Genomic DNA, 23266 nt, shown 5'->3' with positions numbered 1-23266 from the left:
ATCCATCGCTACAATGCGCCCCTTTTTAGATGGGCGCATAAAAACCTAAGGGGCTCACTGTGCTGGATAAACTGAAAATCGCCTTACAATACTGGCTACCGAAAATCGCACTGACACGGTTAGCAGGCTGGGGTGCAGACAAGCAGGCCGGCAGGCTGACCAAAGGGGTTATCGATCTTTTCGTTCGCTACTACAACGTGAACATGCAGGAAGCGCAACACCCGGATACGGCCACCTATCGGACGTTCAATGACTTTTTCGTGCGCCCACTGCGCTCGGACGTGCGTCCCATTGATCCGCACGCGCACCGCGTGGTGCAACCGGCTGATGGCGTGTTATCGCAAATGGGCACCATCGTCGACGGCAAGTTGATTCAGGCCAAAGGTCACGACTACTCGCTGGAAGCGCTGCTGGCAGGCAACTACGTTATGGCCGAGCGTTTTCGCGATGGCCTGTTCGCCACCACCTACCTCTCGCCGCGCGATTATCACCGTGTGCACATGCCCTGTGACGGCGTGCTGCGTGAAATGATCTACGTGCCGGGCGAGCTGTTTTCCGTCAATCTGTTTACCGCTGACAACGTGCCCAACCTTTTTGCCCGCAACGAGCGCGTTATCTGCCTGTTCGATACCGATTTTGGCCCGATGGTGCAAATTCTGGTGGGTGCGACCATTGTCGGTAGCATTGAGACCGTCTGGTCTGGCACCGTGACACCGCCACGTGAAGGTATCATCAAGCGTTGGACCTACCCTGCTGCGGGTGAGCAAGGTGCCATTGCCCTGCAAAAGGGCGAAGAGATGGGTCGTTTCAAACTGGGCTCTACGGTGATCAACCTGTTTGCGCCCAACACGCTTCAGTTTGCCGCGCACCTTAATCCCCTGAGCGTTACCCGTGTGGGTGAACCCTTTGCCGAGTCAAAACAGGTGGATTCCGCAGATGAAGCACCGGTTGCCGCAGAATCCGTGTCGGATGTGGCAGACCACGGCGATAACCATGGCGATGACGCAACGCACCACACGCCTTAAATAACCTGTATGCCAGCGAACCTGCGTGAGAGAGGGAGAACCATCGTGCGTCAACTCGTGATTTTCTTTGCTGCTGTTCTGCTCTCTGTCACCGCGCTGGCGGCACCCGTACCTAACGAGGCGCTGGTGCGCCAACAGTTGGAACAGGCAGAAGCCAATAAAAATACCCCCGATCAGGCTGATATTGTCGAGCAGTTTCGCCTTGCGTTAAACATCTTGCAGGAACGCAAAGAGTCTCTGGCACGCACAGAGCAATATCAACAAGCTATTGACGATTTCCCTAAACTGACGCAGGAACTGCGCCGTCTGCTGACAGCGGAAGAAAATAAAACCACCGCCGTTAACGACAAGCTCTCGGTTGTCGATCTGGAGCAAAAAGTGGTGCAAACCAGCAGCCAGTTGCTGGATCAATCGCGCCAACTGCAACAGGAACGAGAACGACTGCGTGAAGTGATCGATTCTCTGGCCCAACTGCCGCAGCAGCAAACCGAAGCCAGCCGGGTATTGAACGAAATTGATCGTCAAATCCAATCGCTCGGCAATCCGGTGACGCCACTGGTTCAGGCACAGTTAGTGTTATTGCAAGCCCAGCAGGCGCTGCGCCAAAGCCGGGTTGATGAACTGGAACTGGCCCAGCTTTCCGCCAGTAATCGCCAGGAGCTCTCCCGCTTACGCGTGGAACTCTACCAGTTGCGCCACGACAAGCTTGACCAACAGCTACAAGCATTACGTTCCAGCATCAACAATCTGCGCCAGCGTGAAGCGGAGAAAGTGCTCGAACGCACCGAGCAGTTGGTGGAACGCGGTGATGATTTGCCCGCGGTTATCAGCGAGCAGCTACAGCTTAACCGCGAACTGTCTCAGGAACTGAATCAGCAGGCACAACATCTCGATCTGATCGCCTCACAGCAGCGTCAGGCCACCACCCAAACGCAGCAAGTGCGGCAAGCACTCAGCACGTTACGTGAGCAGGCCCAGTGGATTGGGGCATCCACCGTGCTGGGCGAAGCGTTGCGTGCACAGGTGGCGCGCCTGCCGGACATGCCGCAACCGCAACGCCTGGACACCGACATGGCCCAGTTGCGCGTACAGCGGTTACGCTATGAAAACCTGCTCAGTGCCGCCCGCACCGCAGAACGCCCGAGATTAGAAAATTGCACGCCCAACAGTAACAGTCAGCAATGCGTGCTCGGCGATCAAATTCGTACCCAACGTGATTTACTCACATCGCTGATTTCCGGCACTGATGCGCAGATCCTTGAACTGACCAAGCTCAAAGTGGCGACCAGCCAACTGGAAGAAGCACTGCTGGAAATCCGCGAGGCGGTTCACCGCTATCTGTTCTGGGTGGCAGATGTGAATCCTATTTCCTTCTCCTTCCCGGTACAGGTGGTGCAGGCGCTTTACCACCTGCTCTCGCTAGATACCTTTACTCAGCTCAGCAGCGCCGTCATCATGGTGGTGACCAGCCGGGAAACCGCGTTCCCCCTGATGGGCGCGCTGATTTTGGTCGGTTTCGGCATCAGCTCGCGCCGTCACTACAACGCCTTTTTAGAGCGCGCCAGCAGCCGTATCGGCAAAGTTACCCTCGATCATTTTTCGCTGACGCTACGTACCCTGTTCTATTCGCTACTGATTGCGCTCCCGCTGCCCGTGCTGTGGGCGGCATTGGGATACGGCTTGCAAAACGCCTGGCCCTACCCCATCGCGGTCGCGATTGGTGACAGCGTGACCGCCACCGTCCCGTTGATGTGGTTGGTGATGGTCAGCGCCGCCTTCGCGCATTCGAATGGGCTGTTTATTGCCCACTTGCGCTGGTCACCCGAGCGCGTCGCGCGCGCCATGCGCTACTACCGATTGTCGATCGCTTTTATTGTGCCGCTGATCATGGCGATCATCACGTTTGAAAACCTCAACGAACGCGAGTTTTCCAGCACGCTGGGGCGTCTGTGCTTTATTTTGCTGTGTCTGGCGTTGAGCCTGGTGACGACCAGCCTGAAACGGGCCGGTATTCCGCTCTACCTGAACAAGGAAGGCTCAGGGGAAAACACCATCAACCGTGCGCTGTGGAACTTGATGATCAGCGCCCCCCTGATTGCCGCGCTGGCATCGTGTGTGGGTTATCTGGCCACGTCGAAAGCCTTGCTCGCGCGGTTGGAAACCTCGGTCGCCATCTGGTTTTTCCTGCTGGTGGTGTACCACGTGATACGCCGCTGGATGCTAATCCAACGCCGACGCATCGCGTTTGACAGGGCCAAGCAGCGGCGTGCCGAAATCTTGGCGCAGCGTGCCCGCGGTGAAGAAGAATCGGTTACCTTTGTGGAAACCACCTCAGACACCATCGAGGAGCCAGTGGTCGATCTGGATACCATCAGCGCCAAATCGCTGCAACTGGTGCGATCCATTCTGACGCTGATAGCCTTGGTGTCGGTGATAGCCCTGTGGTCAGAAATCCACTCCGCGTTCGGCTTTTTAGAAAACATCAATCTGTGGGAAGTCACCAGCACGGTGAAAGGGGTGGATAAGATTCAGCCCATTACCCTCGGTGCCGTGCTGATTTCTATCTTGATTTTCAGTATCACCACGCAGGTGGTGCGCAACCTGCCCGCGTTGCTGGAGCTGGCCTTGCTACAGCATCTCGATTTATCCCCCGGCTCCGGCTATGCCATTATTACCATCAGTAAATACATGCTGATGCTGATCGGCTGTCTGGTCGGTTTCTCGTTTATTGGAATTGAATGGTCGCAACTCCAGTGGCTGGTTGCGGCTCTCTCGGTAGGGTTAGGGTTTGGGCTACAGGAAATTTTCGCCAACTTTATCTCCGGCCTGATCATCCTGTTTGAAAAACCGATCCGCATTGGCGACACCGTGACCATTCGCGATCTCACCGGCAGCATTATGCGCATCAATACCCGGGCCACCACGATCACCGATTGGGACAGAAAAGAGATCATTGTGCCCAACAAGGCCTTTATCACCGAACAGTTTATCAACTGGTCACTGTCGGATTCCGTGACGCGCGTGGTGCTGACCATTCCAGCGCCGGTCGACGCCGATAGCCAAAAAGTCACCGAGATGCTGCTCAATGCGGTGAAACGCTGTCCGTTGGTACTGGAAAACCCGCCGCCAGAAGCCTTTCTGGTGGATTTACGTCAGGGTATCCAGATTTTCGAATTGCGTATCTTTGCCGCAGAAATGGGGCATCGCATGCCGCTGCGCCATGAGATTCACCAGTTGATTCTGGAAGCCTACCGCGAGAACAACATGGAGATGCCGTTCCCGCCGTTCCAGGTGCAAATGAGCTCGGTGCGTATTGATGGACGCAGCCCGAATTCCGCCAATCGGCCGGAAGGTGGGTTGTAGCAGACTGATAGCGTCAAAGAGAATAAAACAGGCGGTGCCTTCCTCCGCTCACGCGGAGGCACGGCTAGGGGGCGATTACGACCGTCCGACGGTGAAGGCCATCACCTCACCAATGGTTTCCGCTTTTAACGCCAGCATGATCAGACGATCCACGCCTAACGCGACGCCAGAACAGGCAGGCATTCCCTGTTTCAACGCCGCCAGCAGATACTCATCGATCGGTTGCTGAGAAAGCCCGTTAGCGGCACGTTTGCGGTTATCCTGTTCAAAACGCTGGCGCTGCTCATCGCTGTCCGTCAATTCACGGAAACCGTTTGCCAGCTCGATGCCTTTGAAATAGGCCTCAAAGCGTTCCGCCACCCGGTGATCCTCCGAGCTGATTTCCGCCAGCGAGGCCTGTGACGCAGGGAAATGATAAACAAAGGCCGGTTTGTCGTGCCCGATATGCGGTTCCACGCCGAAGGTGAACAGCATTTGCAACAGCGTGTCGCGATCCTCTTCACGGCTGGCAAGATCGCCCATGCCGAGTTTATCGGCCGCTTCTCGCAGCTGCGCTTTGTCCGCAGAGAGCGGGTCCAGCTCAATATGACGCTGAAAAGCCTGCTGGTACGAGAGACGCTCTGCGCTTTCACACTCCAGTACTTGCTGTAATAAATCGTCGACTTCGTCCATCAAGCGATACATATCGTAGTGGGGGCGATACCACTCGAGCATGGTGAACTCTGGGTTATGGTATCGCCCAGACTCTTCATTACGGAAACTACGGCACAGTTGAAAGACAGGTCCACTGCCTGCGGCGAGCAAGCGCTTCATATGGTATTCGGGGCTGGTCATCAGGTAGAGCGTCATCCCTTCAGAGACGCCAGGTCCAACAAAACGCGTTTGGAACGGTACCATGTGCACATCCGTCACCGTTGCCTGACTCATGGCAGGTGTTTCCACTTCCAATACGCCGCGATCGGAGAAAAACCGCCGAATTTCAGAGACAATGGCTGCACGCTTCAATAAATTTTCAATAGTGGCGGTGGGCTGCCAGAGTGCGCCTTCGCACATGTTTCTTTACTCCTAACGCAAACAGGGGGTGCAGTCTACCCGCATATTCGCCTGCAAACAATTCAACGACGCTACAATCACGCGCGGTCCTCCCCGTCGCTTCTCGTGCTCCGTTTTGCCCCCTGCCTACTCCCTTTGCTACCGCTCTCCAGAACATTATGTGCAATTACCGTGAGCCAGTTCCTTATTAAAGAAATAAAAGTGTTATTTATCCGGCAATAGCGTTAACCATCATGCTGTTATTGCCAAAACCAAAACACAATAAAAAAAACAAAATGCTGGATCACATCAAATTTCACCTACTCATAATTCGGTATAATCATTTCCACACAAAAAATATAGGTTTAGCTATTCTTAATATGTGTCCACGAATTGCTTTAAATATCGATGAATTACAGAAAGCGTTCGGTGGGAAATAGAGATTAACGAATCGAATATATTATTTTTAATTTAACTTAATTAACTTTAGTAACTGGAGGAGTGCAGTGCAAACCTTTAATGCCGATTTGGCCATTATCGGGGCCGGGGGCGCTGGTTTACGTGCGGCAATCGCTGCCGCTGAAGCTAATCCCCAACTGAAAATTGCGCTGATATCAAAAGTCTACCCGATGCGTAGCCACACCGTGGCCGCCGAGGGTGGTTCAGCAGCAGTCACTCAGGATCACGATAGTTTTGATTTCCACTTCCACGACACCGTTGCCGGTGGCGACTGGCTCTGCGAGCAAGATGTCGTTGAACATTTTGTTCACCAATGTCCACAGGAGATGATCCAGCTAGAACAATGGGGTTGCCCTTGGAGCCGTAAACCCGACGGTTCCGTCAACGTACGTCGTTTTGGCGGTATGAAAATTGAGCGCACCTGGTTTGCCGCAGATAAAACCGGCTTCCACATGCTGCATACCCTGTTCCAGACCTCACTGAAATACCCGCAAATCCAACGCTTTGATGAGCACTTTGTGTTGGATATTCTGGTCGATGACGGTCAGGCGCGTGGTCTTGTCGCCATCAATATGATGGAAGGCTCGCTGGTGCAAATCCGCGCTAACGCGGTGGTGCTGGCGACCGGCGGCGCGGGCCGCGTTTACCGTTACAACACCAACGGTGGCATCGTCACCGGTGACGGCATGGGCATGGCGTTCCGCCACGGCGTGGCGCTGCGCGATATGGAATTCGTGCAATACCACCCGACCGGTCTGCCGGGCTCCGGCATCCTGATGACCGAAGGCTGCCGCGGTGAAGGCGGTATCATGGTCAACAAAGATGGCTACCGCTATCTGCAAGATTACGGCATGGGACCCGAAACGCCGCTCGGCGAGCCGAAAAACAAATACATGGAACTGGGCCCGCGTGACAAAGTGTCGCAAGCCTTCTGGCACGAATGGCGTGCAGGCCGCACGGTGTCCACCCCGTTGGGCGACGTGGTTTACCTCGACCTGCGTCACCTGGGCGAGAAAAAGCTGAAAGAGCGTCTGCCGTTTATCTGCGAACTGGCAAAAGCCTACGTCGGCGTCGACCCGGTGAAAGAGCCGATTCCGATTCGTCCGACAGCGCACTACACCATGGGCGGTATCGAAACCAATCAGGATTGCGAAACCACCATCAAAGGGCTGTTTGCTGCGGGCGAATGTTCCTCAGTGGGCCTGCACGGCGCGAACCGTCTTGGATCCAACTCACTGGCAGAACTGGTGGTGTTTGGTCGTATGGCCGGGGAAAATGCGGTGCGCCGCGCACAAGAAGCGGCACCCGCCAACGGCAGCGCGCTGGATGCGCAAACGCGCGATATCGAGCAGCGTCTGCATGACCTGATGAATCAGGAAGGCACGGAAAGCTGGGCGAAAATCCGCGATGAAATGGGCATGTCGATGGAAGAGGGCTGCGGTATTTATCGCACCACCGACCTGATGCAGAAAACCGTGGACAAACTCGCTGAGCTGAAAGAGCGCTTCAAACGCGTGAAAATTCACGACCATTCCAGCGTGTTCAACACCGACCTGCTTTACAACATCGAACTGGGCCACAGCCTGGATGTCGCTGAATGTATGGCGCACTCTGCTATCAACCGTAAAGAATCACGCGGCGCACACCAGCGTCTGGACGAAGGTTGCACTGAGCGTGATGACGTTAATTTCCTGAAGCATACGCTGGCGTATTACAACCCGAACGGCGCACCGCGTCTGGCTTATGGCGACGTGAAGATCACCACGCTGCCACCGGCAAAACGCGTGTACGGTGGCGAAGCGGAAGCGCAGGAAAAGAGCAAGAAGGAGCAAGCGAATGGCTGAGTTAGCTACCCTGAAAATGGAAGTCATGCGCTATAACCCGGAAACCGACAAGGCACCGCACTTCGAGACGTTCGACGTGCCTTACAGCCGGGAAACGTCCCTGCTGGATGCGCTGGGTTACATCAAAGATAACCTGGCGCCGGACCTCTCTTACCGTTGGTCCTGCCGTATGGCTATCTGCGGCTCCTGCGGCATGATGGTGAATAACGTGCCGAAGCTGGCGTGCAAAACCTTTTTGCGCGAGTACGCCACCAGCGGCATGAAGGTGGAAGCGCTGGGCAACTTCCCGATCGAACGCGATCTGGTGGTCGATATGACCCACTTTATCGAGAGTCTGGAAGCCATCAAGCCTTACATCATTGGCAACAACAAAACGCCGGCGGACGGTGCCAACAAGCAGACCCCGGCGCAGATGGCGAAATACCATCAGTTCTCCGGCTGCATCAACTGTGGCTTGTGCTACGCCGCATGCCCGCAGTTTGGTCTTAATCCTGAGTTTATCGGCCCGGCAGCCATCACGCTGGCACACCGTTACAACCTGGATAACCGCGACCACGGTAAGAAAGAGCGCATGCCGCAACTGAACGGTAAAAACGGTGTCTGGAGTTGTACCTTTGTCGGTTACTGCTCAGAAGTGTGTCCGAAGCATGTCGATCCTGCCGCTGCCATTCAGCAAGGTAAGGTCGAAAGCGCCAAGGACTTCATGATCGCTATGCTGAAACCGCAATGAGGGAGGCAACAATGACAACCAAGCGTAAAGCATACGTTCGCAGCATGCCTGCAAGCTGGTGGCAACGGCTCGGGTTCTATCGCTTTTACATGCTGCGCGAAATGACCGCCGCTCCCGCGGTATGGTTCAGCATTGTGCTGATCTACGGCGTATTTTCGTTGAAACACGGCGCAGAGGGCTGGGCCGGATTTGTCGGCTTCCTGCAAAACCCGCTGGTGCTGCTGATCAACATCATCGCACTGGTGGCAGCGGCCATTCACACCAAATCCTGGTTTGAACTGGCGCCCAAAGCCAGCATCATCATCGTCAAAGATGAAAAAATGGGGCCAGAGCCGGTTATCAAAGGGCTGTGGGCTGTAACCGTCATCGTCACGCTGGCTATTCTCGCCATCGCGTTACTATTCTGATTGGAGGGGAACAACGTGATTAATCCAACGCCAAAACGTTCCGATGAGCCTCCCTTTTGGGGACTGTTCGGTGCCGGTGGGATGTGGACCGCCATTTTCTCACCGGTGATTATCCTGCTGGTCGGGGTGCTGCTGCCGCTGGGGATGTTCCCCGACGCCCTGAGCTATGAGCGCATCGCCGCTTTCTCCCATAGCCTTATCGGGCGGCTGTTTCTGCTGCTGATGATCATTCTGCCGATCTGGTGTGGTTTGCACCGTCTGCATCACCTGATGCATGACCTGAAAATCCACGTTCCGGCAGGGAAATGGGTGTTCTACGGTCTGGCGGCCATCCTGAGTGTGGTTACCGTGATTGGTGTCGTCACTCTGTAATTCGCCATCAGGTATCCTCTGCTACGGCCCGCACTCGCGGGCCGTTTTTTTATTCTGGCGTAACAGCCCGGCGCGTCACCCACCATAACAACAGCGCCAGCAGGCTGACTGCCGCACCCAGCAAACACACGCCTTGCCAACCCGCATGTGCATAGGTGAGGGTGGTGCTGAACGCGCCAATCCCGCTGCCCAGTGCGTAAAACAGCATGTAGAGAGCAACCAAACGACTATGAGCCTCCGGTCGGGCACGGAATATCAGGCTTTGGTTGGTCACATGCAGCGCTTGCCCGCCCAGATCGAGCAGCACAATCCCCACAACCAGCGCCCACAGCGATGCATCCATCAACGACAGCGGCCACCATGCCAGCAGTAATGTCACCAGCGCAAACGCACTGGTGTGCTGGGCATATCCCCGGTCGGCCCATCGTCCGGCGCGCGAGGCAGCCAGCGCGCCAGCCACGCCCACCAGCCCAAATGCACCAATCACCGTGTGCGAGAACCCATACGGCGGCGCGCTTAACGGCAGCACGAGCGCACTCCAGAAGATGTTGAAAGCGGCAAACATCAGCAACGCCAACAGGCCACGGATTTGCAGTACCCTCTCTTGCAGCAGAAGCGTCAACATCGACGCGATCAGCCGTGGATAGCTGATGCGCTGCGGTGAGGGAGGCAAAACCGGTAGCCGTAACCATAACGGTAGCGCTATCGCTAGCATCAGCACCGCGGCACAGCAGTACACGCCTCGCCAGCCCGCCAGATCGCTCACGCCTCCCGCAAACACCCGCGCCAGCAACAGGCCAATAAACACCCCACTTTGGGTGGCGCCAACAACGCGCCCCCGTTCATGGGGGGAGGCGGTGCTGGCAGCATAGGCGATTAACCCCTGCGTCATCGCGGTTCCTAGCAGACCGATAGCCAACATCCCCAGCAGCAGCACCGGTGCAGACGATGCCATGCTAACGATGAGCAAGGCTGTCACCAACGCCACGAGTTGCATGACCATCAAGCGACGACGCTCAACGCGATCGCCCAATGGCACCAGCAGTAACAGTGCCAGGGCGCAGCCAACCTGGGTAGCCGTGACAACGCCGCCAACCCTGGCCTGACTGATGCCGAAATCTGTCGCCAGCGCATCAAGCAGAGGCTGGGCGTAATAGACATTTGCCACGCTCAAGCCACTGGCGATAGCAAACAGCACTATCAGGCTGCGGGGCATATCCGCAGGCTGAGCCAGCGAACTGTTTTGACTCAACGGTGATGTGAGGGAACGCTTCATCATATAACGCCACGAACTCCAGTTGCAAAATGAAACCGATTGAATGCTAGGTCATCTGGTTTTAAAATGCAACTTGATTGCTGTTCCACACCAAACGGTCAGGAAATGCCATGCCAAACCACGAAACCATCAACCATGAACCTTGTCCCGTTGCCCGCTGTGTCGATGTGGTTGGCGATCGCTGGTCGCTGCTGATTGTGCGTGATGCCTTCGATGGCGTGCGTCGTTTCGGTGATTTTCAACGCAGCCTGAACGTGGCGCGCAACATCCTTTCCGATCGTCTGCGCAAGCTGGTTAATGCAGGTATTCTTGAGATGCAGGACGCCTCGGACGGCACGGCTTATCAGGAGTACGTGCTGACGTCTGAGGGAGAAAAGCTGTTTCCGGTGATAGTGGCGCTACGGCAATGGGGAGAACAGCACCGGTTCAAACCCGGTGAGCGGCACTCAGACCTGATCGACACGCGCACAGGCAACCCGATTCCCTACATGGCGCCGCATGCCGAGGATGGTTCTGTGTTAATGCCAGCGACGGCTGTAGTGCGGAAAGTGGTGTAAGGTACGGCCACTGAAATAACGCAAATGACCATACCCGGCGAATGTCATAAACACATGGCTCAGGATCGTCACTGAGCACAATGCCTGAACCGTTTACTACTGCGCACTGCGTTGAATGGCTTTCCCACCTGCCTCGACATCCTGACCAATACCACGGGTGGTATTGCAAGCGGTCAACGCGGAGAGCATCAGCAATGAGGCAAGAATAAGCACGCTTTTTTTGAACATGGTTATTTTCCTTCTCAAGGGAGAGGTAAAAGGGAAAGTAATACTATCAAGGCGATTTCCATCGCCTTCTGTAAGCGTAGTCAATCCTGACGCGATAAGCGTTTTTTGTTCCGGTGTCACTGAAAATAGGCGGCACACTGGCATTCACGCTTATCAGGAGCCACGCTATGACACTGTCAACACCCCATCATGCAGATACCCGCAATCTTGTGATTACCCGAGTGCTGGACGCCCCGCGACATGCAATATGGCGTGCCTGGTCAGATCCCGAGTGGCTCAAAGTCTGGTGGACCCCCAAACCGGGAACAACCGACGTTATCGCCCTCGACCTGCAACCCGGAGGCGCATTTCATACCCGGATTCAGGGACCGGACGACTGTCGCAGTGAACACATTGGATGCTTTTTAGAGGTGATTCCCCACGCCCGTATTGTGTTCACGTCGATGCTGGCCGCAGGCTGGCGACCGGCCATGCCCGGATTGGCCTTTACCACGCTCATTTCGTTGTCTGACTACGCGCTGGGAAGCTGCTATACCGTTCAGGTTATCCATCAAGACGAAATTACGCGTGAACAGCATGAAAAAACAGGCTTTTTCGAAGGATGGAACACCGCTATCAGCCAATTGGAAGAGGTCGCCTGTACGTTACGCTAGCCGTATGAGGGGATGGCTTATCGACAACATTCCCCCTATGATGGAAAACTGATCTCTTTTGTCTGAACCTGCAATGCAACGTTACTTCTCTGCCATCCCCCACCCCATCTTGGGCATCAAACCCCAGGAGTGGGCGCTAATCCTGATCACTCTGGTGTGGGGAACCACCTTTTTAGTGGTTCATCTGGCCATGCAGCACAGTGGTCCGCTGTTTTTTGTTGGGCTGCGCTTTACCACGGCCGGTGTCATCAGCATTCTGGTCTTTCGGCGCGCATTGGCGGGGCTGACGCTTCAGGAATGCTATGCGGGTTTTGCCATCGGGGCGAGCATCCTACTGGGCTACGGTTTACAAACCTATGGTCTGCAAACCATCACCAGCAGCCAATCGGCGTTTATTACCGCACTGTATGTTCCTCTGGTGCCGCTGCTGCAATGGCTGGTGCTGCGGCGACGCCCCGGCGTCATGAGTCTGGTGGGGATTGTTTTCGCGTTTGTCGGCCTGATGCTGCTGGCGGGACCGGATGCGGGTCATCTCAGCATGAGTCAGGGCGAATGGGCCACGCTGCTCAGTGCGCTGGCGATTGCGGCCGAGATCATTCTGATCGGTCATTTCGCCGGAAAGGTCGATGTGCGCCGGGTGACTACCGTACAGTTGCTGACGGCGGGACTGCTATCACTGCTACTGATGCCAGTAACCGGTGAATCGCTGCCCGCCTTCTCCTGGGCCTGGCTGCTGGGCGGCATCGGCCTCGGTGCCGCCAGCATTGTGATTCAACTGACCATGAACTGGGCGCAAAAGGCGGTATCCCCCACGCGCGCCACGGTCATCTACGCCAGCGAACCGGTGTGGGCGGGCATTGTTGGTCGTATGGCCGGTGATCGTTTGCCCGGCTTGGCGATTGTGGGAGCCGCGCTGATTGTTATCGGGGTGCTGGTCAGCGAGCTGAAACCTGCGCAGTGGCTACGCCGCAAGAAAGAACCTCCCTGTAGCACAGAGCGCGAAGGGGTTTGACAGTGGCTGAGGGTGCAGGCCTGACTGGCGTGTTAACACGGCATCGCGCGGAAACCCTGCTGCCGGGCAGCCCAAGCCACGATCAGCGTTGCCGTTAGCAGCAGCAAAAGCGTCGGAGAGAATGCCGCAACGCCCAGACTCTCCAGCAACAGCCCACCCAAAATACCGCCGCCAGCGATCGCCAGGTTCCAGGCCGTCACCAGCATCGATTGCGCCACATCGGCCGCCTCTCCGGCGGTTTTGGCGATGGCGGTTTGAAACAGCGTCGCCGCACCGCCGAATGCCAGCCCCCACACTGCCACGGCCGTATACACCACGATAGGCCTATCACCGGCCACGCCAAGCGCCAGCGCAGACAGACCAAACAATAGCGTGCTGATCAACGTCAATGCACGCAGATGTCGGTCAATCAGCACGCCGACGATCCAGATACCCAGCAACGAAGCAACGCCAAACACCAGCAGTATCACGTCCGTGCGTTCGGCCATACCTGCTGCCGCCAAAAACGGGGCGATATAGGTGTAAAGGATGTTGTGCGCCAACACAAAGGCCAATACCACAAACAGCACCGGACGCACCCCGGCCATAACAAACACCGCGCCTAACGATAACCGTTTGCCCGCTGGCTGCCCGGCAAAGTCGGGAACCTGAACACGCACCCACAGCATAAGCAGTAGCGCCAATACGCTCATGAGGCCGAAACACATTCGCCAGCCCACCAGTTGGCCTAAAAACGTTCCTGCTGGCACGCCGAGCGACAGCGCCAAGGGCGTGCCGACCATGGCAATCGCAATGGCGCGTCCCTTCTGGTGGTCCGGTACCATACGTGCGGCGTAACCGGCCAGCAATGCCCACAAGAGCCCGGCGGACACGCCCGCCAGAAAGCGTGCCACCATCGTCAGGGGATAGCTGCCGGAGAATGTCGTGACAGTATTGGCAATCGCGAAGCCTGCAAGCGCCGACAACAATAATGGACGCCGCCGCATAGCTTGCGTGGCCGCCGTCAGCGGGATAGCAGCAACCAGAGAACCGATGGCATAGAAGGTGACGGTCTGGCCCACCCAGGCTTCGGACACCGCAAGGCCTTGTGCCATTTGTGGTAATAGCCCCGCAGGCAGGGCTTCGGTCAGAATAGTGATGAACGCTGCCGTGGCCAACGCCAACAGTGAGGCCAGCGGTAAGCGCTCCGGTTTGCGGGATGTCATTGTGCTTCCCCCAGCGCCCCGTACACCGCATCACGCAGATCGGCCACGAAACGGCCCGACATGCCTTCGTACAGCGTATTGGTAAATGCCACAACGCTCAGACCCCGCGCACGATCGACAAACCAGGCATGGCCGTAAGCGCCCCCCCAACGCCAGGTTCCCGGTGATTCTGGCGAATCCGCCAACCGGGGATCGCGTAACACCGAAAACCCCAGGCCAAAGCCGAACCCCGGCGCATTGGGCAGCTCCAGTCCGTGGGTTTGGTCGCGCCCCATCTCCTCAATCAGGGCATCGGGCAATAGCGCACCGCCGCCCTGACGCAGGGCTTCGAGCAGGTAAAGGAGATCTCTGGCGGTGCCGGCCATGCCTGCGCCGCCTGAAGGGAAGGCTTCAACATCGAAGATGCGCGCCGGGCTATAGGTAATACCGACAGCGCCCTCAAAGGAAGAAACGGTTTCGCCTTCAGCCAACCGATGGGGCTGTGTGGTATCACTCACATAGGCCGTCGCCACGCGTTGCGCATTGTCCACGACGAAGCCGGTATCCACCATGCCCAGCGGGCCGGTCACGAGTTCACATACCGCCTTGTCCAGTGACGTGCCGTGGACACGCGCAATCAAGGCGCCCAGCACATCCGTCGCCAGCGAGTACCCCCAGGCGCTGCCCGGCGCATACAGCAGCGGCACGCTGGCGAGGCGACGCAAATTCTCATCCAGCGTGATGCCGGAATCATCCATACCATCCGATACTCCAGCCTGCGCATAGGGACCATAGGCATCCGCCTCGAAGAAGCGGTAGCTCAGTCCTGCGGTATGGCTGAGCAACTGCCGCACCGCGATCGCCACGGCTGATCCATCGGCCAACCGAGGCTGAAACTCGGGCAGCCAGCGAGAGATATCGTCATCCAGACCGAGTTTTCCCTGAGCCACCAGCACCAGCGCCGCCGTCGATACTATGGGTTTACTCACTGACGCCAGCCGAAAGATCGTGTCCAACGTCATCGGCTGTGCGTGTTCACGATCGGCCCATCCGGCCGCCTGCTGGTAAATCAACGCGCCGTGGTGCGCCACCAAGACAACGCTACCCACCAGACGATGGCTATCCAGCGCCTGCTGGATAACATCCTGAATGCGGGTGAAGCGATGCGCAGAGGGAACGCCTGAGCGCAAGGGAGAGAGAGGAGTCGTCACGGTAAAGTCCTTGATGTCATCGGTTGTTAAATCAGGCATGCCTTGACGATAGAGAACTTGTGACTCAAGAAAAAGGTGGATACAGTTCCTTGCTATGCGGAATAAACTGTCCGCAATTGGAGAGCGATATGGACAGCCTTAACGGCTTTGTGGTGTTCGTACAGGTGGCGGAAACGCGCAGCTTTGTGGCAGCAGGACGACTGCTGGGGGTGTCAGCCTCGGCCATCGGCAAGAGCGTGGCACGTCTGGAAGAAAAACTGGGCGTGCGCCTGTTCCATCGCAGCACGCGTAACATCACCCTGACGGCTGAGGGTACCCTGTTTCTGGAACGCTGTCGGCGCATTCTGGCCGAGATCGAAGCCGCAGAGTTGGATCTACAGGCCAGCAGCACACCGCGTGGGCGCTTGCGAGTGAGCCTGCCGCTGGTCAGCTCGCTGGTACTGCCAGTGCTCAGTGAATTTATGCATACTTATCCTGAGATCGTGTTAGATCTCGATTTCACCGATCAGATCGTCAACGTGATCGAAGAAGGCTTTGATGCGGTGGTACGCACCGGTGAGCCACATGACTCGCGTCTCACCGCTCGTCGGCTTGGTGCCTTCCGCTCGTTGCTGGTCGCCTCTCCAGACTATCTGGCGCAGCATGGCACACCGCAGGTGCCTGCCGACCTGCTGCGACACCGCTGCCTGCACTATCGCTTTCCCCACAGTGGCAAGCTGGAACCGTGGGCGCTACGGCTTGCCCCCGGAGAACCGCCGTTGCAACTGCCTACAGCGATGATCTGCAACAACATAGAGACACGCGTGTGCTTCGCACTGCAAGGGCTGGGCATCGCCTATTTGCCGGACTTCTCTATCCGCGACCTGCTGGCCAGTGGCCGATTACAGCCCATCCTGGTCGATTATGTGGAGCGCACAGGCGTTTTTCACGTGCTGTGGCCCGCGAGCAAGCATCCATCGCCCAAGGTGCGCGTACTGGTAGACTTTCTGAGCGAGCGGGTGTTTCCCGGTTCGTAAGCCCAGACATTAGCGTTGGCCGGATGCGGGACAAAAAAAACCGCCAGCAAAAGCCGACGGTGTTTTTTGGCAGGGAAGTGCTTATTTCACGCGGGAGACGTATTCGCCAGAACGCGTATCCACTTTAATCACTTCGCCAATCTGAACAAACAACGGCACTTTTACCACGGCACCGGTGGTCAAGGTTGCCGGCTTACCGCCAGTCCCTGCTGTATCGCCCTTCAGACCTGGATCGGTTTCCACGATCTCCAGTTCCACGAAGTTTGGCGGCGTTACCGTGATCGGTTGGCCGTTCCACAACGTAACGATACATTCAGCCTGATCCAGCAGCCATTTGGCGTTATCGCCAACAGCTTTGGAATCAGCGGCCAGTTGTTCAAACGTTTCATTGTTCATGAAATGCCAGAACTCACCGTCGTTATACAGGTAGGTCAGGTTCATATCGACCACATCAGCACCTTCGGCGCTGTCGGTGGATTTGAAGGTTTTTTCAATCAGTTTGCCGGTCAGCAAACGGCGCATTTTCACGCGCGCGAAAGCCTGCCCTTTACCTGGCTTAACGAATTCACTGGATTCGACAGCGTAAGGCTCACCTTCAAACATGATTTTAAGACCGGAACGAAAATCGTTGCTAAAATAAGTCGCCATAAAGGCCCTCTATTATTTGATACTGGTACTCAGCCAAAAAATGGCACACATTGTAACCCTAAAACCCCATCCCAGAGAAGATTGGTTGCATCAACTTGCGGATGTCATTACCGATCCTCTCCAACTTTTGCACTTTTTGGCGCTGGATGAGCACCCTCTGCTATGCAAAGGGGCAGAAGCGCGCACGCTGTTTCCGCTGCGCGTACCCTGGTCCTTTGCCGCGCGGATGCGCAAAGGAGACCCTCTCGATCCGCTATTGCTGCAAGTGCTGACCGCGCAGGACGAATTCGTGGTGACCCCCGGGTTCAGCGTCGATCCGCTCGATGAACAGCACAGCGTGGTGCCGGGATTACTGCATAAATACCACAACCGCGCCTTGTTGCTGGTCAAAGGCGGCTGTGCGGTCAACTGCCGCTATTGCTTCCGTCGCCACTTTCCCTATCAGGACAATCAGGGCAACAAGGGCAACTGGCGTCAGGCGCTGGACTATATTCGCCAGCATCCTGAACTGGATGAAATTATCTTCTCCGGTGGCGATCCGCTGATGGCAAAAGACCATGAGCTGGACTGGCTTATCAGCGAGCTGGAGACCATTCCCCACGTGCAGCGCCTACGCATTCACAGCCGGTTGCCGGTGGTGATCCCGGCGCGTATTACCGAGACGCTGTGCCAGCGCTTATCGCAAACGCGCCTGCGCGTGCTGCTGGTGACACACATCAACCATGCCAACGAGATAGACAGCGAACTGAGTGAAAGTATGGCACGTTTGCGTCAGGCTGGCGTTACGCTGCTGAACCAAAGCGTACTGCTGCGCGGCGTGAATGATAACGCCGCGACGCTTGCTGCGCTGAGTAACGCGCTGTTTAACGCGGGCGTGTTGCCCTACTACCTGCACGTGCTGGATAAAGTGCAAGGCGCAGCGCATTTTCTGGTTAGCGATGAAGAAGCGCGAGATATCATGAAAAAGCTGCTGTCGCAGGTATCCGGCTATCTGGTGCCGCGTTTGACGCGCGAGATTGGCGGGGAAGCCAGCAAAACGCTGCTGGATTTACAGCTACTGAAGCACAGCTAGCGGAAAGCATTCACAGGCGGCTCGGTTATCATCCGCCTGTGGATGCCTGTCGCTTAGGGACAGTGGTAAACCTGCCCGACCAGCTTGCTATCAAGCGGCGCGAAGCTCGACCAGAAGCTTTCGCTGGAGCTGGTGGCCCCATAGATAACGTTGCCGCCGAGCGCCGCTGCCTTGTTACGCAGATCGTTGGCCGCGCCGCGCTGCGCGTTGCCTTCATCGTGACCCGTTAACCAGGTGGATTGCGCGCCTGTCACCTGACCCACCAGACGGCATTCGCTGCCGGGTTGCTTATCGGTAAACTTGACCGACTGCCCGGCGGAGCTCAATTCTGTGCTGGTGCTGCATCCTGCCAGTAAAACCGCCACGGCGATGCCCAGTAAAACACGTTTCTGCATACGTCCCTCCATGTTGGTGACAAAAGGGTGGTCACTGCCACCCTCTCTCGGCGTCCACGACTCAGGCGCGCCAGTTTTTAAAGCGGTTAATCAAACCGTTGGTCGAACTGTCGTGGCTGCTTATCGGCTGGTCATTTTCCAATTCCGGCAAAATACGGTTGGCCAACTGCTTGCCCAACTCGACGCCCCACTGATCGAAAGTATAGATATTCAGAATCGCGCCCTGGGTGAAGATTTTGTGTTCATACAGCGCGATAAGCGCTCCCAGGCTGTAAGGCGTTATTTCACGCAACAGGATGGAGTTGGTTGGGCGATTGCCTTCAAACACTTTGAACGGTGCCACATGCTCAACCTGCTGCGCCGTTTTTCCCTGCGCGGCAAACTCGGCTTCCACCACCTCACGGGATTTACCAAATGCCAGCGCTTCGGTCTGGGCGAAGAAGTTGGAGAGCAGCTTACCGTGGTGATCGCCCAGCGGATTGTGACTCACGGCCGGTGCGATGAAATCACACGGCACCAGTTTGGTCCCTTGGTGAATCAACTGATAAAACGCATGCTGCCCGTTAGTGCCCGGCTCACCCCAGATAATCGGCCCGGTTTGGTAAGTCACCGGATTACCGTCACGATCGACATACTTACCGTTGGACTCCATGTTGCCCTGCTGGAAGTAGGCAGCAAAACGGTGCATGTACTGATCGTAAGGCAGGATCGCCTCGGTTTCCGCGCCAAAGAAATTGTTGTACCAAATCCCGATCAGCGCCAGCAGCACCGGCAGGTTTTTCTCGATAGGCGTGGTGGCAAAGTGCTGATCCATGGCGTGCGCGCCGCTCAGCAATTGCTCAAAGTGGTCAAAACCGATGGAGAGGATAATCGACAAGCCGATGGCAGACCACAGCGAGTAGCGACCGCCGACCCAATCCCAAAATTCAAACATGTTGGCGGTATCAATACCGAATGCGCTGACCGCACTGGCATTGGTGGAGAGCGCGGCGAAATGCTTGGCAATATGCTGCTCATCCTGCGCGGTTTTCAGGAACCAGTCGCGCGCCGAATGGGCGTTGGTCATGGTTTCCTGCGTGGTGAAGGTTTTTGAGGCCACCAGCACCAGCGTGGTTTCCGGGTTCAGCGTTTTCAGGGTTTCAGCGATGTGCGTGCCGTCGACGTTGGACACAAAGTGCATGTTAAGGTGGTTCTTGAACGGCCGTAGCGCTTCCGTCACCATGAAGGGGCCGAGATCCGAACCGCCGATGCCGATATTCACCACATCGGTGATCGCTTTGCCGGTATAGCCTTTCCAGCTACCGCTGATGATACGCTCGCTAAAGCCTTTCATCTTCTGCAATACCGCATTGACCTCTGGCATCACATCTTTGCCATCCACCACAATCGGTGTGTTGCTACGGTTACGCAGCGCAACGTGCAGAACGGCGCGATCTTCGGTGCGGTTAATTTTCTCACCAGAAAACATCGAGGCAATGGCCTCGCTCAACTGCGTTTCGCGCGCCAGGCTGAGCAACTTATCCAGCGTTTCCTGAGTAATGCGGTTCTTGGAGTAGTCCACCAGCATCAGGTCATCAAACGTGGCGGAAAAGCGTGAGAAACGATCCGGGTCCTGAGCAAACAGTTCGCTGATTTGCACCTGTTCCATCGTGGAAAAATGCTGTTGCAGAGCGCGCCATGCGGCAGTTTGGCTGGGATTGATATTTTTCATAACAACACTCTTGTCTCCGATAATAAAATCGCTAAGGCTGAATCGATTGTATCCCTTAAATCACCACTTGCGCTCCCTTTTCTTACAATTACGCGTCAACTGCGAGTTTGCCGGTTGACAGCCGCAAGATAACCCGTTATTTGTAGGCGTGAACTTATGCAGCCACGCCGAAGGCGGTTGCATAAGCCAGAAGAGGAGCGCCGCCCAGGTAATTTATCCGAGGATCCGTAAATCCAGTGACGATAAACCAGGGGGAGCGGCGCCGAGATGATAGGCAATACGGGAATGCCATCATCGACTACAGGGGCTGAATCCTCTGGGTTGTCACCAGCAACGTGCCGGTTATTAATACAAACTGCACGTTCAGCAAGGTGGAGCGCTTCTGGGTGTACCGTAGTGACGCTTACTTATCTACGCCTGCTCCCTGCTTACCGCTCTTCCCTTGTGCCAAGGCTGATTTTATGGACGGCTGATGTGCGACAACTATCGCCACAGCGCCCCTGACACGAGGTTTTTTTAGTTATGTCTACAACCACTTCTCTGAGAATCGCTAAATTTGGCGGCACCAGCGTCGCCGATTTCGACGCCATGAACCGCAGCGCAGATATTGTGCTGGCCGATCCTGCGGTGCGCATTGTCGTGCTTTCCGCCTCTGCGGGCATCACCAACCTGCTGGTTGCCTTAGCGGAAGGCGTGGCGCAAGAGCAGCGCGATGTCCACCTGGAAAAAATTCGTCACATCCAATATGCCATTATCGATCGTCTGAGCCATCCGCAAGTGATCCGTGAAGAGATCGATCGCATGCTGGAAAACGTGGCGCGCCTGTCTGAAGCCGCTGCACTCGCCACCTCTAACGCCTTGACCGATGAGCTGGTCAGCCACGGCGAATTGATGTCAACGCTGCTGTTCGTTGAGATCCTGCGTCAACGTCAGGTCAGCGCCGAGTGGTTCGATGTGCGTAAAATCATGCGTACCAACGATCGCTTTGGCCGCGCAGAGCCGGATTGCGACACGCTGAGCGCATTGACGCGCAGCCAGTTGCAGCCGCGTCTGGCAGAAAGTCTGATCATTACTCAAGGGTTTATCGGCAGCGAGGCCAAAGGCCGCACCACCACGTTGGGCCGCGGCGGCAGCGATTACACCGCCGCGCTGCTGGGCGAGGCGTTGAACGTTGATCGCATCGATATCTGGACCGATGTCCCCGGTATCTACACCACCGATCCTCGCGTGGTGCCCACGGCACACCGTATCGACCAGATAACCTTTGAAGAAGCGGCGGAAATGGCCACCTTTGGTGCCAAGGTGCTGCACCCGGCGACGCTGTTGCCCGCCGTGCGCAGCGATATTCCTGTATTCGTTGGCTCCAGCAAGGATCCTTCTGCCGGTGGCACCTTGGTGTGCAATAAAACAGAAAACCCGCCGCTGTTCCGCGCGCTGGCGTTGCGTCGTAAACAAACGCTGATCACGCTGCATAGCCTGAATATGCTGCACGCACGCGGCTTCCTGGCGGAAGTGTTTAGCATTCTGGCGCGCCACAATATTTCGGTGGATCTGATAACGACCTCGGAAGTGAACGTGGCTCTGACGCTGGACACCACCGGCTCCACCTCTGCGGGTGACGGCCTGCTCTCCAGCGCCATGCTGACCGAGCTCTCTTCCCTGTGCCGCGTCGAGGTGGAAGAGAACCTGTCGCTGGTCGCACTGATCGGTAATCAGCTTTCTCAAGCATGCGGCGTCGGCAAAGAGGTGTTTGGCGTGCTGGAGCCGTTTAACATTCGCTTAATTTGCTACGGTGCCAGCAGCCATAACCTGTGTTTCCTGGTGCCTGGCAATGACGCGGAGCGCGTGGTGCAGACGCTACACCACAGCCTGTTTGAATAGCGCCCAGCCACGGCACCCAAAAAACCGGCTCTTTAGCCGGTTTTTTTATCTGGACCTTCATAGTGATAAGGATAGAAATTTCATGCTCGCCATTTTGACTAGGCTGTTTCCGTTATGGGCCGTTTTACTCTCCGTTGCCGCCTATGCCTCACCAGACACCTTTACCGGCATCAGCCCCCATATCAGCACGCTGCTGATGCTCATCATGTTCGCCATGGGCGTGACCCTGAATATTGGGGATTTTAAACGGGTGCTCACCCGCCCTGCCCCGGTTGCCGCTGGGATATTCCTGCACTATCTGGTGATGCCACTCGCCGCCTGGGTGTTGGCGCGCGCATTTAACATGCCGCCTGACCTCTCGGCGGGTATGGTGCTGGTAGGCAGCGTTGCCAGCGGCACGGCGTCGAACGTGATGATCTACCTGTCTAAAGGCGATGTCGCCCTGTCAGTCACCATTTCATCCATCTCGACGCTGGTTGGTGTGTTTGCCACACCGCTGCTGACCCGGCTGTATGTTGATGCCGCCATCAGCGTGGACGTGATGGGCATGTTGCTCAGCATCCTGAAGATCGTGGTGATCCCGATCGGCGCTGGCCTGATTGTTCACCACCTGTTCAGCGGTATGGTAAAGCGCATCGAGCCCTATCTGCCAACGCTGTCGATGGTGTTTATTCTGGCAATTATCAGCGCCGTGGTCGCAGGCAGTCAGAGCCATATCGCATCCGTCGGTTTTATGGTGATTATTGCCGTTATTCTGCACAACGGCATTGGCCTGCTGGGTGGCTATTGGGGCGGTCGGCTGTTCGGCTTTGACGAGTCTACCTGCCGCACGTTGGCTATCGAAGTCGGCATGCAGAACTCCGGCCTTGCTGCCACACTGGGCAAGATATACTTCTCTCCGCTCGCCGCCCTGCCCGGCGCGCTGTTCTCGGTCTGGCACAACCTTTCCGGCTCGCTGCTGGCGGGCTACTGGTCAGGAAAATCGCTGGAAAAAGAGAAGCAGTAACCGATTTACCCACCAACCAGCGCCTGACAGGGCGTTGGTTGGTCAATGTGTTAAACAAATGGTGAAAATGATTTACACCATGGTTAACGACATCATTCTTACACACTTCGTATTTTTTTCACTCACCCCGCACGGCACCTGCTTTTGTCATATTTTGTCACACTTAAAATGTGAGGCACTTCAC

The 23266-nt window shown here is 56.3% G+C and carries 21 protein-coding genes and 1 riboswitch; of the genes, 13 read left to right on the top strand and 8 right to left on the bottom strand.

Annotation, left to right across the window (positions count from 1 at the left end):
• Nucleotides 1–59: 59 nt before the first annotated feature.
• Together asd and mscM are read left to right on the top strand one after the other, a co-directional pair.
• Nucleotides 60–1025: an archaetidylserine decarboxylase gene (gene asd, locus J5069_RS13700; RefSeq protein WP_264644416.1), complete on the top strand. Its 966-nt coding sequence runs from the start codon at nt 60–62 to the stop codon at nt 1023–1025.
• Between the two features lie 45 nt (nt 1026–1070).
• On the top strand, nt 1071–4388 hold the full coding sequence (gene mscM, locus J5069_RS13695; RefSeq protein ID WP_264644415.1) for a miniconductance mechanosensitive channel MscM: 3318 nt from the start codon (nt 1071–1073) through the stop codon (nt 4386–4388).
• 75 nt (nt 4389–4463) lie between these two features.
• Here mscM and epmA read toward each other — a convergent pair whose 3' ends face one another.
• A complete protein-coding gene (gene epmA, locus J5069_RS13690) occupies nt 4464–5441 on the bottom strand; it encodes an elongation factor P--(R)-beta-lysine ligase (protein ID WP_264644414.1) in 978 nt (325 codons plus the stop codon).
• Nucleotides 5442–5926: 485 nt separating this feature from the next.
• Here epmA and frdA point away from each other — a divergent pair, with 485 nt between their 5' ends.
• Genes frdA through frdD form a run of 4 tightly spaced genes read left to right on the top strand, consistent with a single transcriptional unit; the run spans nt 5927 to nt 9232 of the window.
• Entirely contained in the window at nt 5927–7723 is a 1797-nt protein-coding gene (frdA, locus tag J5069_RS13685) for a fumarate reductase (quinol) flavoprotein subunit (protein ID WP_264644413.1), read from the top strand.
• A complete protein-coding gene (locus tag J5069_RS13680) occupies nt 7716–8453 on the top strand; it encodes a succinate dehydrogenase/fumarate reductase iron-sulfur subunit (RefSeq protein WP_264644412.1) in 738 nt (245 codons plus the stop codon). The genes frdA and J5069_RS13680 overlap by 8 nt, the downstream gene beginning before the upstream one ends.
• An 11-nt stretch (nt 8454–8464) precedes the next feature.
• Nucleotides 8465–8860, top strand: a complete 396-nt coding sequence (gene frdC / locus J5069_RS13675) for a fumarate reductase subunit FrdC (protein ID WP_264644411.1) — start codon at nt 8465–8467, stop codon at nt 8858–8860.
• A 15-nt stretch (nt 8861–8875) separates the two neighbouring features.
• Entirely contained in the window at nt 8876–9232 is a 357-nt protein-coding gene (gene frdD / locus J5069_RS13670; protein WP_222159798.1) for a fumarate reductase subunit FrdD, read from the top strand.
• A 49-nt stretch (nt 9233–9281) separates the two neighbouring features.
• On the opposite strand, the gene J5069_RS13665 is transcribed toward frdD, so the two are convergent.
• On the bottom strand, nt 9282–10508 hold the full coding sequence (locus J5069_RS13665) for an MFS transporter (protein WP_264644763.1): 1227 nt from the start codon (nt 10506–10508) through the stop codon (nt 9282–9284).
• Nucleotides 10509–10618: 110 nt separating this feature from the next.
• Here J5069_RS13665 and J5069_RS13660 point away from each other — a divergent pair, with 110 nt between their 5' ends.
• Nucleotides 10619–11065, top strand: coding sequence for a winged helix-turn-helix transcriptional regulator (locus tag J5069_RS13660; protein ID WP_264644410.1), 447 nt, complete (start codon nt 10619–10621; stop codon nt 11063–11065).
• Between the two features lie 96 nt (nt 11066–11161).
• Here the strand turns inward: J5069_RS13660 and J5069_RS13655 are convergent, their stop codons facing one another.
• The gene (locus J5069_RS13655; protein WP_195316105.1) at nt 11162–11293 is read right to left on the bottom strand and encodes an entericidin A/B family lipoprotein; all 132 of its coding nucleotides are present in this window, start codon (nt 11291–11293) and stop codon (nt 11162–11164) included.
• A 167-nt stretch (nt 11294–11460) separates the two neighbouring features.
• Between J5069_RS13655 and J5069_RS13650 the strand changes: the two genes are divergently transcribed.
• Together J5069_RS13650 and J5069_RS13645 are read left to right on the top strand one after the other, a co-directional pair.
• Complete coding sequence (locus tag J5069_RS13650) at nt 11461–11946, top strand: SRPBCC domain-containing protein (RefSeq protein WP_264644409.1); 486 nt, start codon at nt 11461–11463, stop codon at nt 11944–11946.
• A gap of 73 nt (nt 11947–12019) precedes the next feature.
• The gene (locus tag J5069_RS13645) at nt 12020–12958 is read left to right on the top strand and encodes a DMT family transporter (protein WP_264644762.1); all 939 of its coding nucleotides are present in this window, start codon (nt 12020–12022) and stop codon (nt 12956–12958) included.
• A gap of 32 nt (nt 12959–12990) precedes the next feature.
• On the opposite strand, the gene J5069_RS13640 is transcribed toward J5069_RS13645, so the two are convergent.
• Together J5069_RS13640 and J5069_RS13635 are read right to left on the bottom strand one after the other, a co-directional pair.
• Nucleotides 12991–14163, bottom strand: a complete 1173-nt coding sequence (locus J5069_RS13640; RefSeq protein WP_264644408.1) for an MFS transporter — start codon at nt 14161–14163, stop codon at nt 12991–12993.
• Nucleotides 14160–15392, bottom strand: a complete 1233-nt coding sequence (locus J5069_RS13635) for a serine hydrolase domain-containing protein (protein ID WP_413542234.1) — start codon at nt 15390–15392, stop codon at nt 14160–14162. Before J5069_RS13635 ends, J5069_RS13640 begins: the two co-directional genes overlap by 4 nt.
• An 89-nt stretch (nt 15393–15481) precedes the next feature.
• Between J5069_RS13635 and J5069_RS13630 the strand changes: the two genes are divergently transcribed.
• Nucleotides 15482–16369 carry a LysR family transcriptional regulator gene (locus tag J5069_RS13630; protein ID WP_264644406.1) on the top strand — a complete coding sequence of 296 codons (888 nt, stop codon included), beginning with the start codon at nt 15482–15484 and terminating at the stop codon, nt 16367–16369.
• Between the two features lie 81 nt (nt 16370–16450).
• On the opposite strand, the gene efp is transcribed toward J5069_RS13630, so the two are convergent.
• On the bottom strand, nt 16451–17017 hold the full coding sequence (gene efp / locus J5069_RS13625) for an elongation factor P (protein ID WP_222159790.1): 567 nt from the start codon (nt 17015–17017) through the stop codon (nt 16451–16453).
• 40 nt (nt 17018–17057) lie between these two features.
• Here efp and epmB point away from each other — a divergent pair, with 40 nt between their 5' ends.
• Complete coding sequence (epmB, locus tag J5069_RS13620; protein ID WP_264644405.1) at nt 17058–18089, top strand: EF-P beta-lysylation protein EpmB; 1032 nt, start codon at nt 17058–17060, stop codon at nt 18087–18089.
• A gap of 53 nt (nt 18090–18142) precedes the next feature.
• Here epmB and J5069_RS13615 read toward each other — a convergent pair whose 3' ends face one another.
• A complete protein-coding gene (locus J5069_RS13615; protein WP_264644404.1) occupies nt 18143–18484 on the bottom strand; it encodes a DUF4156 domain-containing protein in 342 nt (113 codons plus the stop codon).
• Nucleotides 18485–18545: 61 nt separating this feature from the next.
• On the bottom strand, nt 18546–20195 hold the full coding sequence (pgi, locus tag J5069_RS13610) for a glucose-6-phosphate isomerase (RefSeq protein WP_264644403.1): 1650 nt from the start codon (nt 20193–20195) through the stop codon (nt 18546–18548).
• A gap of 182 nt (nt 20196–20377) precedes the next feature.
• Nucleotides 20378–20585: riboswitch (Lysine riboswitch) on the top strand.
• Nucleotides 20586–20717: 132 nt separating this feature from the next.
• Here pgi and lysC point away from each other — a divergent pair.
• Together lysC and panS are read left to right on the top strand one after the other, a co-directional pair.
• Nucleotides 20718–22076: a lysine-sensitive aspartokinase 3 gene (gene lysC, locus J5069_RS13605; RefSeq protein ID WP_264644402.1), complete on the top strand. Its 1359-nt coding sequence runs from the start codon at nt 20718–20720 to the stop codon at nt 22074–22076.
• Nucleotides 22077–22158: 82 nt separating this feature from the next.
• Nucleotides 22159–23082, top strand: a complete 924-nt coding sequence (panS, locus tag J5069_RS13600; RefSeq protein WP_264644401.1) for a ketopantoate/pantoate/pantothenate transporter PanS — start codon at nt 22159–22161, stop codon at nt 23080–23082.
• Nucleotides 23083–23266 lie beyond the last annotated feature (184 nt).

This window comes from Candidatus Symbiopectobacterium sp. NZEC127 (assembly GCF_025962675.1).
Taxonomy (GTDB): domain Bacteria; phylum Pseudomonadota; class Gammaproteobacteria; order Enterobacterales; family Enterobacteriaceae; genus Symbiopectobacterium.
The sequence above is the reverse complement of the archived record's forward strand: the minus strand, read 5'-3'. Positions and strand labels throughout refer to the sequence as shown.

Bases quoted from the DNA above. Each gene is read 5' to 3' on its own strand.
- epmB (WP_264644405.1), top strand. From the start codon at position 17,058: ATGGCACACATTGTAACCCTAAAACCCCATCCCAGAGAAGATTGGTTG.
- J5069_RS13680 (WP_264644412.1), top strand. From the start codon at position 7,716: ATGGCTGAGTTAGCTACCCTGAAAATGGAAGTCATGCGCTATAACCCG.
- panS (WP_264644401.1), top strand. From the start codon at position 22,159: ATGCTCGCCATTTTGACTAGGCTGTTTCCGTTATGGGCCGTTTTACTC.
- J5069_RS13650 (WP_264644409.1), top strand. From the start codon at position 11,461: ATGACACTGTCAACACCCCATCATGCAGATACCCGCAATCTTGTGATT.
- frdC (WP_264644411.1), top strand. From the start codon at position 8,465: ATGACAACCAAGCGTAAAGCATACGTTCGCAGCATGCCTGCAAGCTGG.
- J5069_RS13635 (WP_413542234.1), bottom strand. From the start codon at position 15,392: ATGCCTGATTTAACAACCGATGACATCAAGGACTTTACCGTGACGACT.
- epmA (WP_264644414.1), bottom strand. From the start codon at position 5,441: ATGTGCGAAGGCGCACTCTGGCAGCCCACCGCCACTATTGAAAATTTA.
- J5069_RS13615 (WP_264644404.1), bottom strand. From the start codon at position 18,484: ATGCAGAAACGTGTTTTACTGGGCATCGCCGTGGCGGTTTTACTGGCA.
- pgi (WP_264644403.1), bottom strand. From the start codon at position 20,195: ATGAAAAATATCAATCCCAGCCAAACTGCCGCATGGCGCGCTCTGCAA.
- J5069_RS13645 (WP_264644762.1), top strand. From the start codon at position 12,020: ATGCAACGTTACTTCTCTGCCATCCCCCACCCCATCTTGGGCATCAAA.
- J5069_RS13655 (WP_195316105.1), bottom strand. From the start codon at position 11,293: ATGTTCAAAAAAAGCGTGCTTATTCTTGCCTCATTGCTGATGCTCTCC.
- lysC (WP_264644402.1), top strand. From the start codon at position 20,718: ATGTCTACAACCACTTCTCTGAGAATCGCTAAATTTGGCGGCACCAGC.
- J5069_RS13665 (WP_264644763.1), bottom strand. From the start codon at position 10,508: ATGAAGCGTTCCCTCACATCACCGTTGAGTCAAAACAGTTCGCTGGCT.
- J5069_RS13660 (WP_264644410.1), top strand. From the start codon at position 10,619: ATGCCAAACCACGAAACCATCAACCATGAACCTTGTCCCGTTGCCCGC.
- J5069_RS13630 (WP_264644406.1), top strand. From the start codon at position 15,482: ATGGACAGCCTTAACGGCTTTGTGGTGTTCGTACAGGTGGCGGAAACG.
- efp (WP_222159790.1), bottom strand. From the start codon at position 17,017: ATGGCGACTTATTTTAGCAACGATTTTCGTTCCGGTCTTAAAATCATG.
- J5069_RS13640 (WP_264644408.1), bottom strand. From the start codon at position 14,163: ATGACATCCCGCAAACCGGAGCGCTTACCGCTGGCCTCACTGTTGGCG.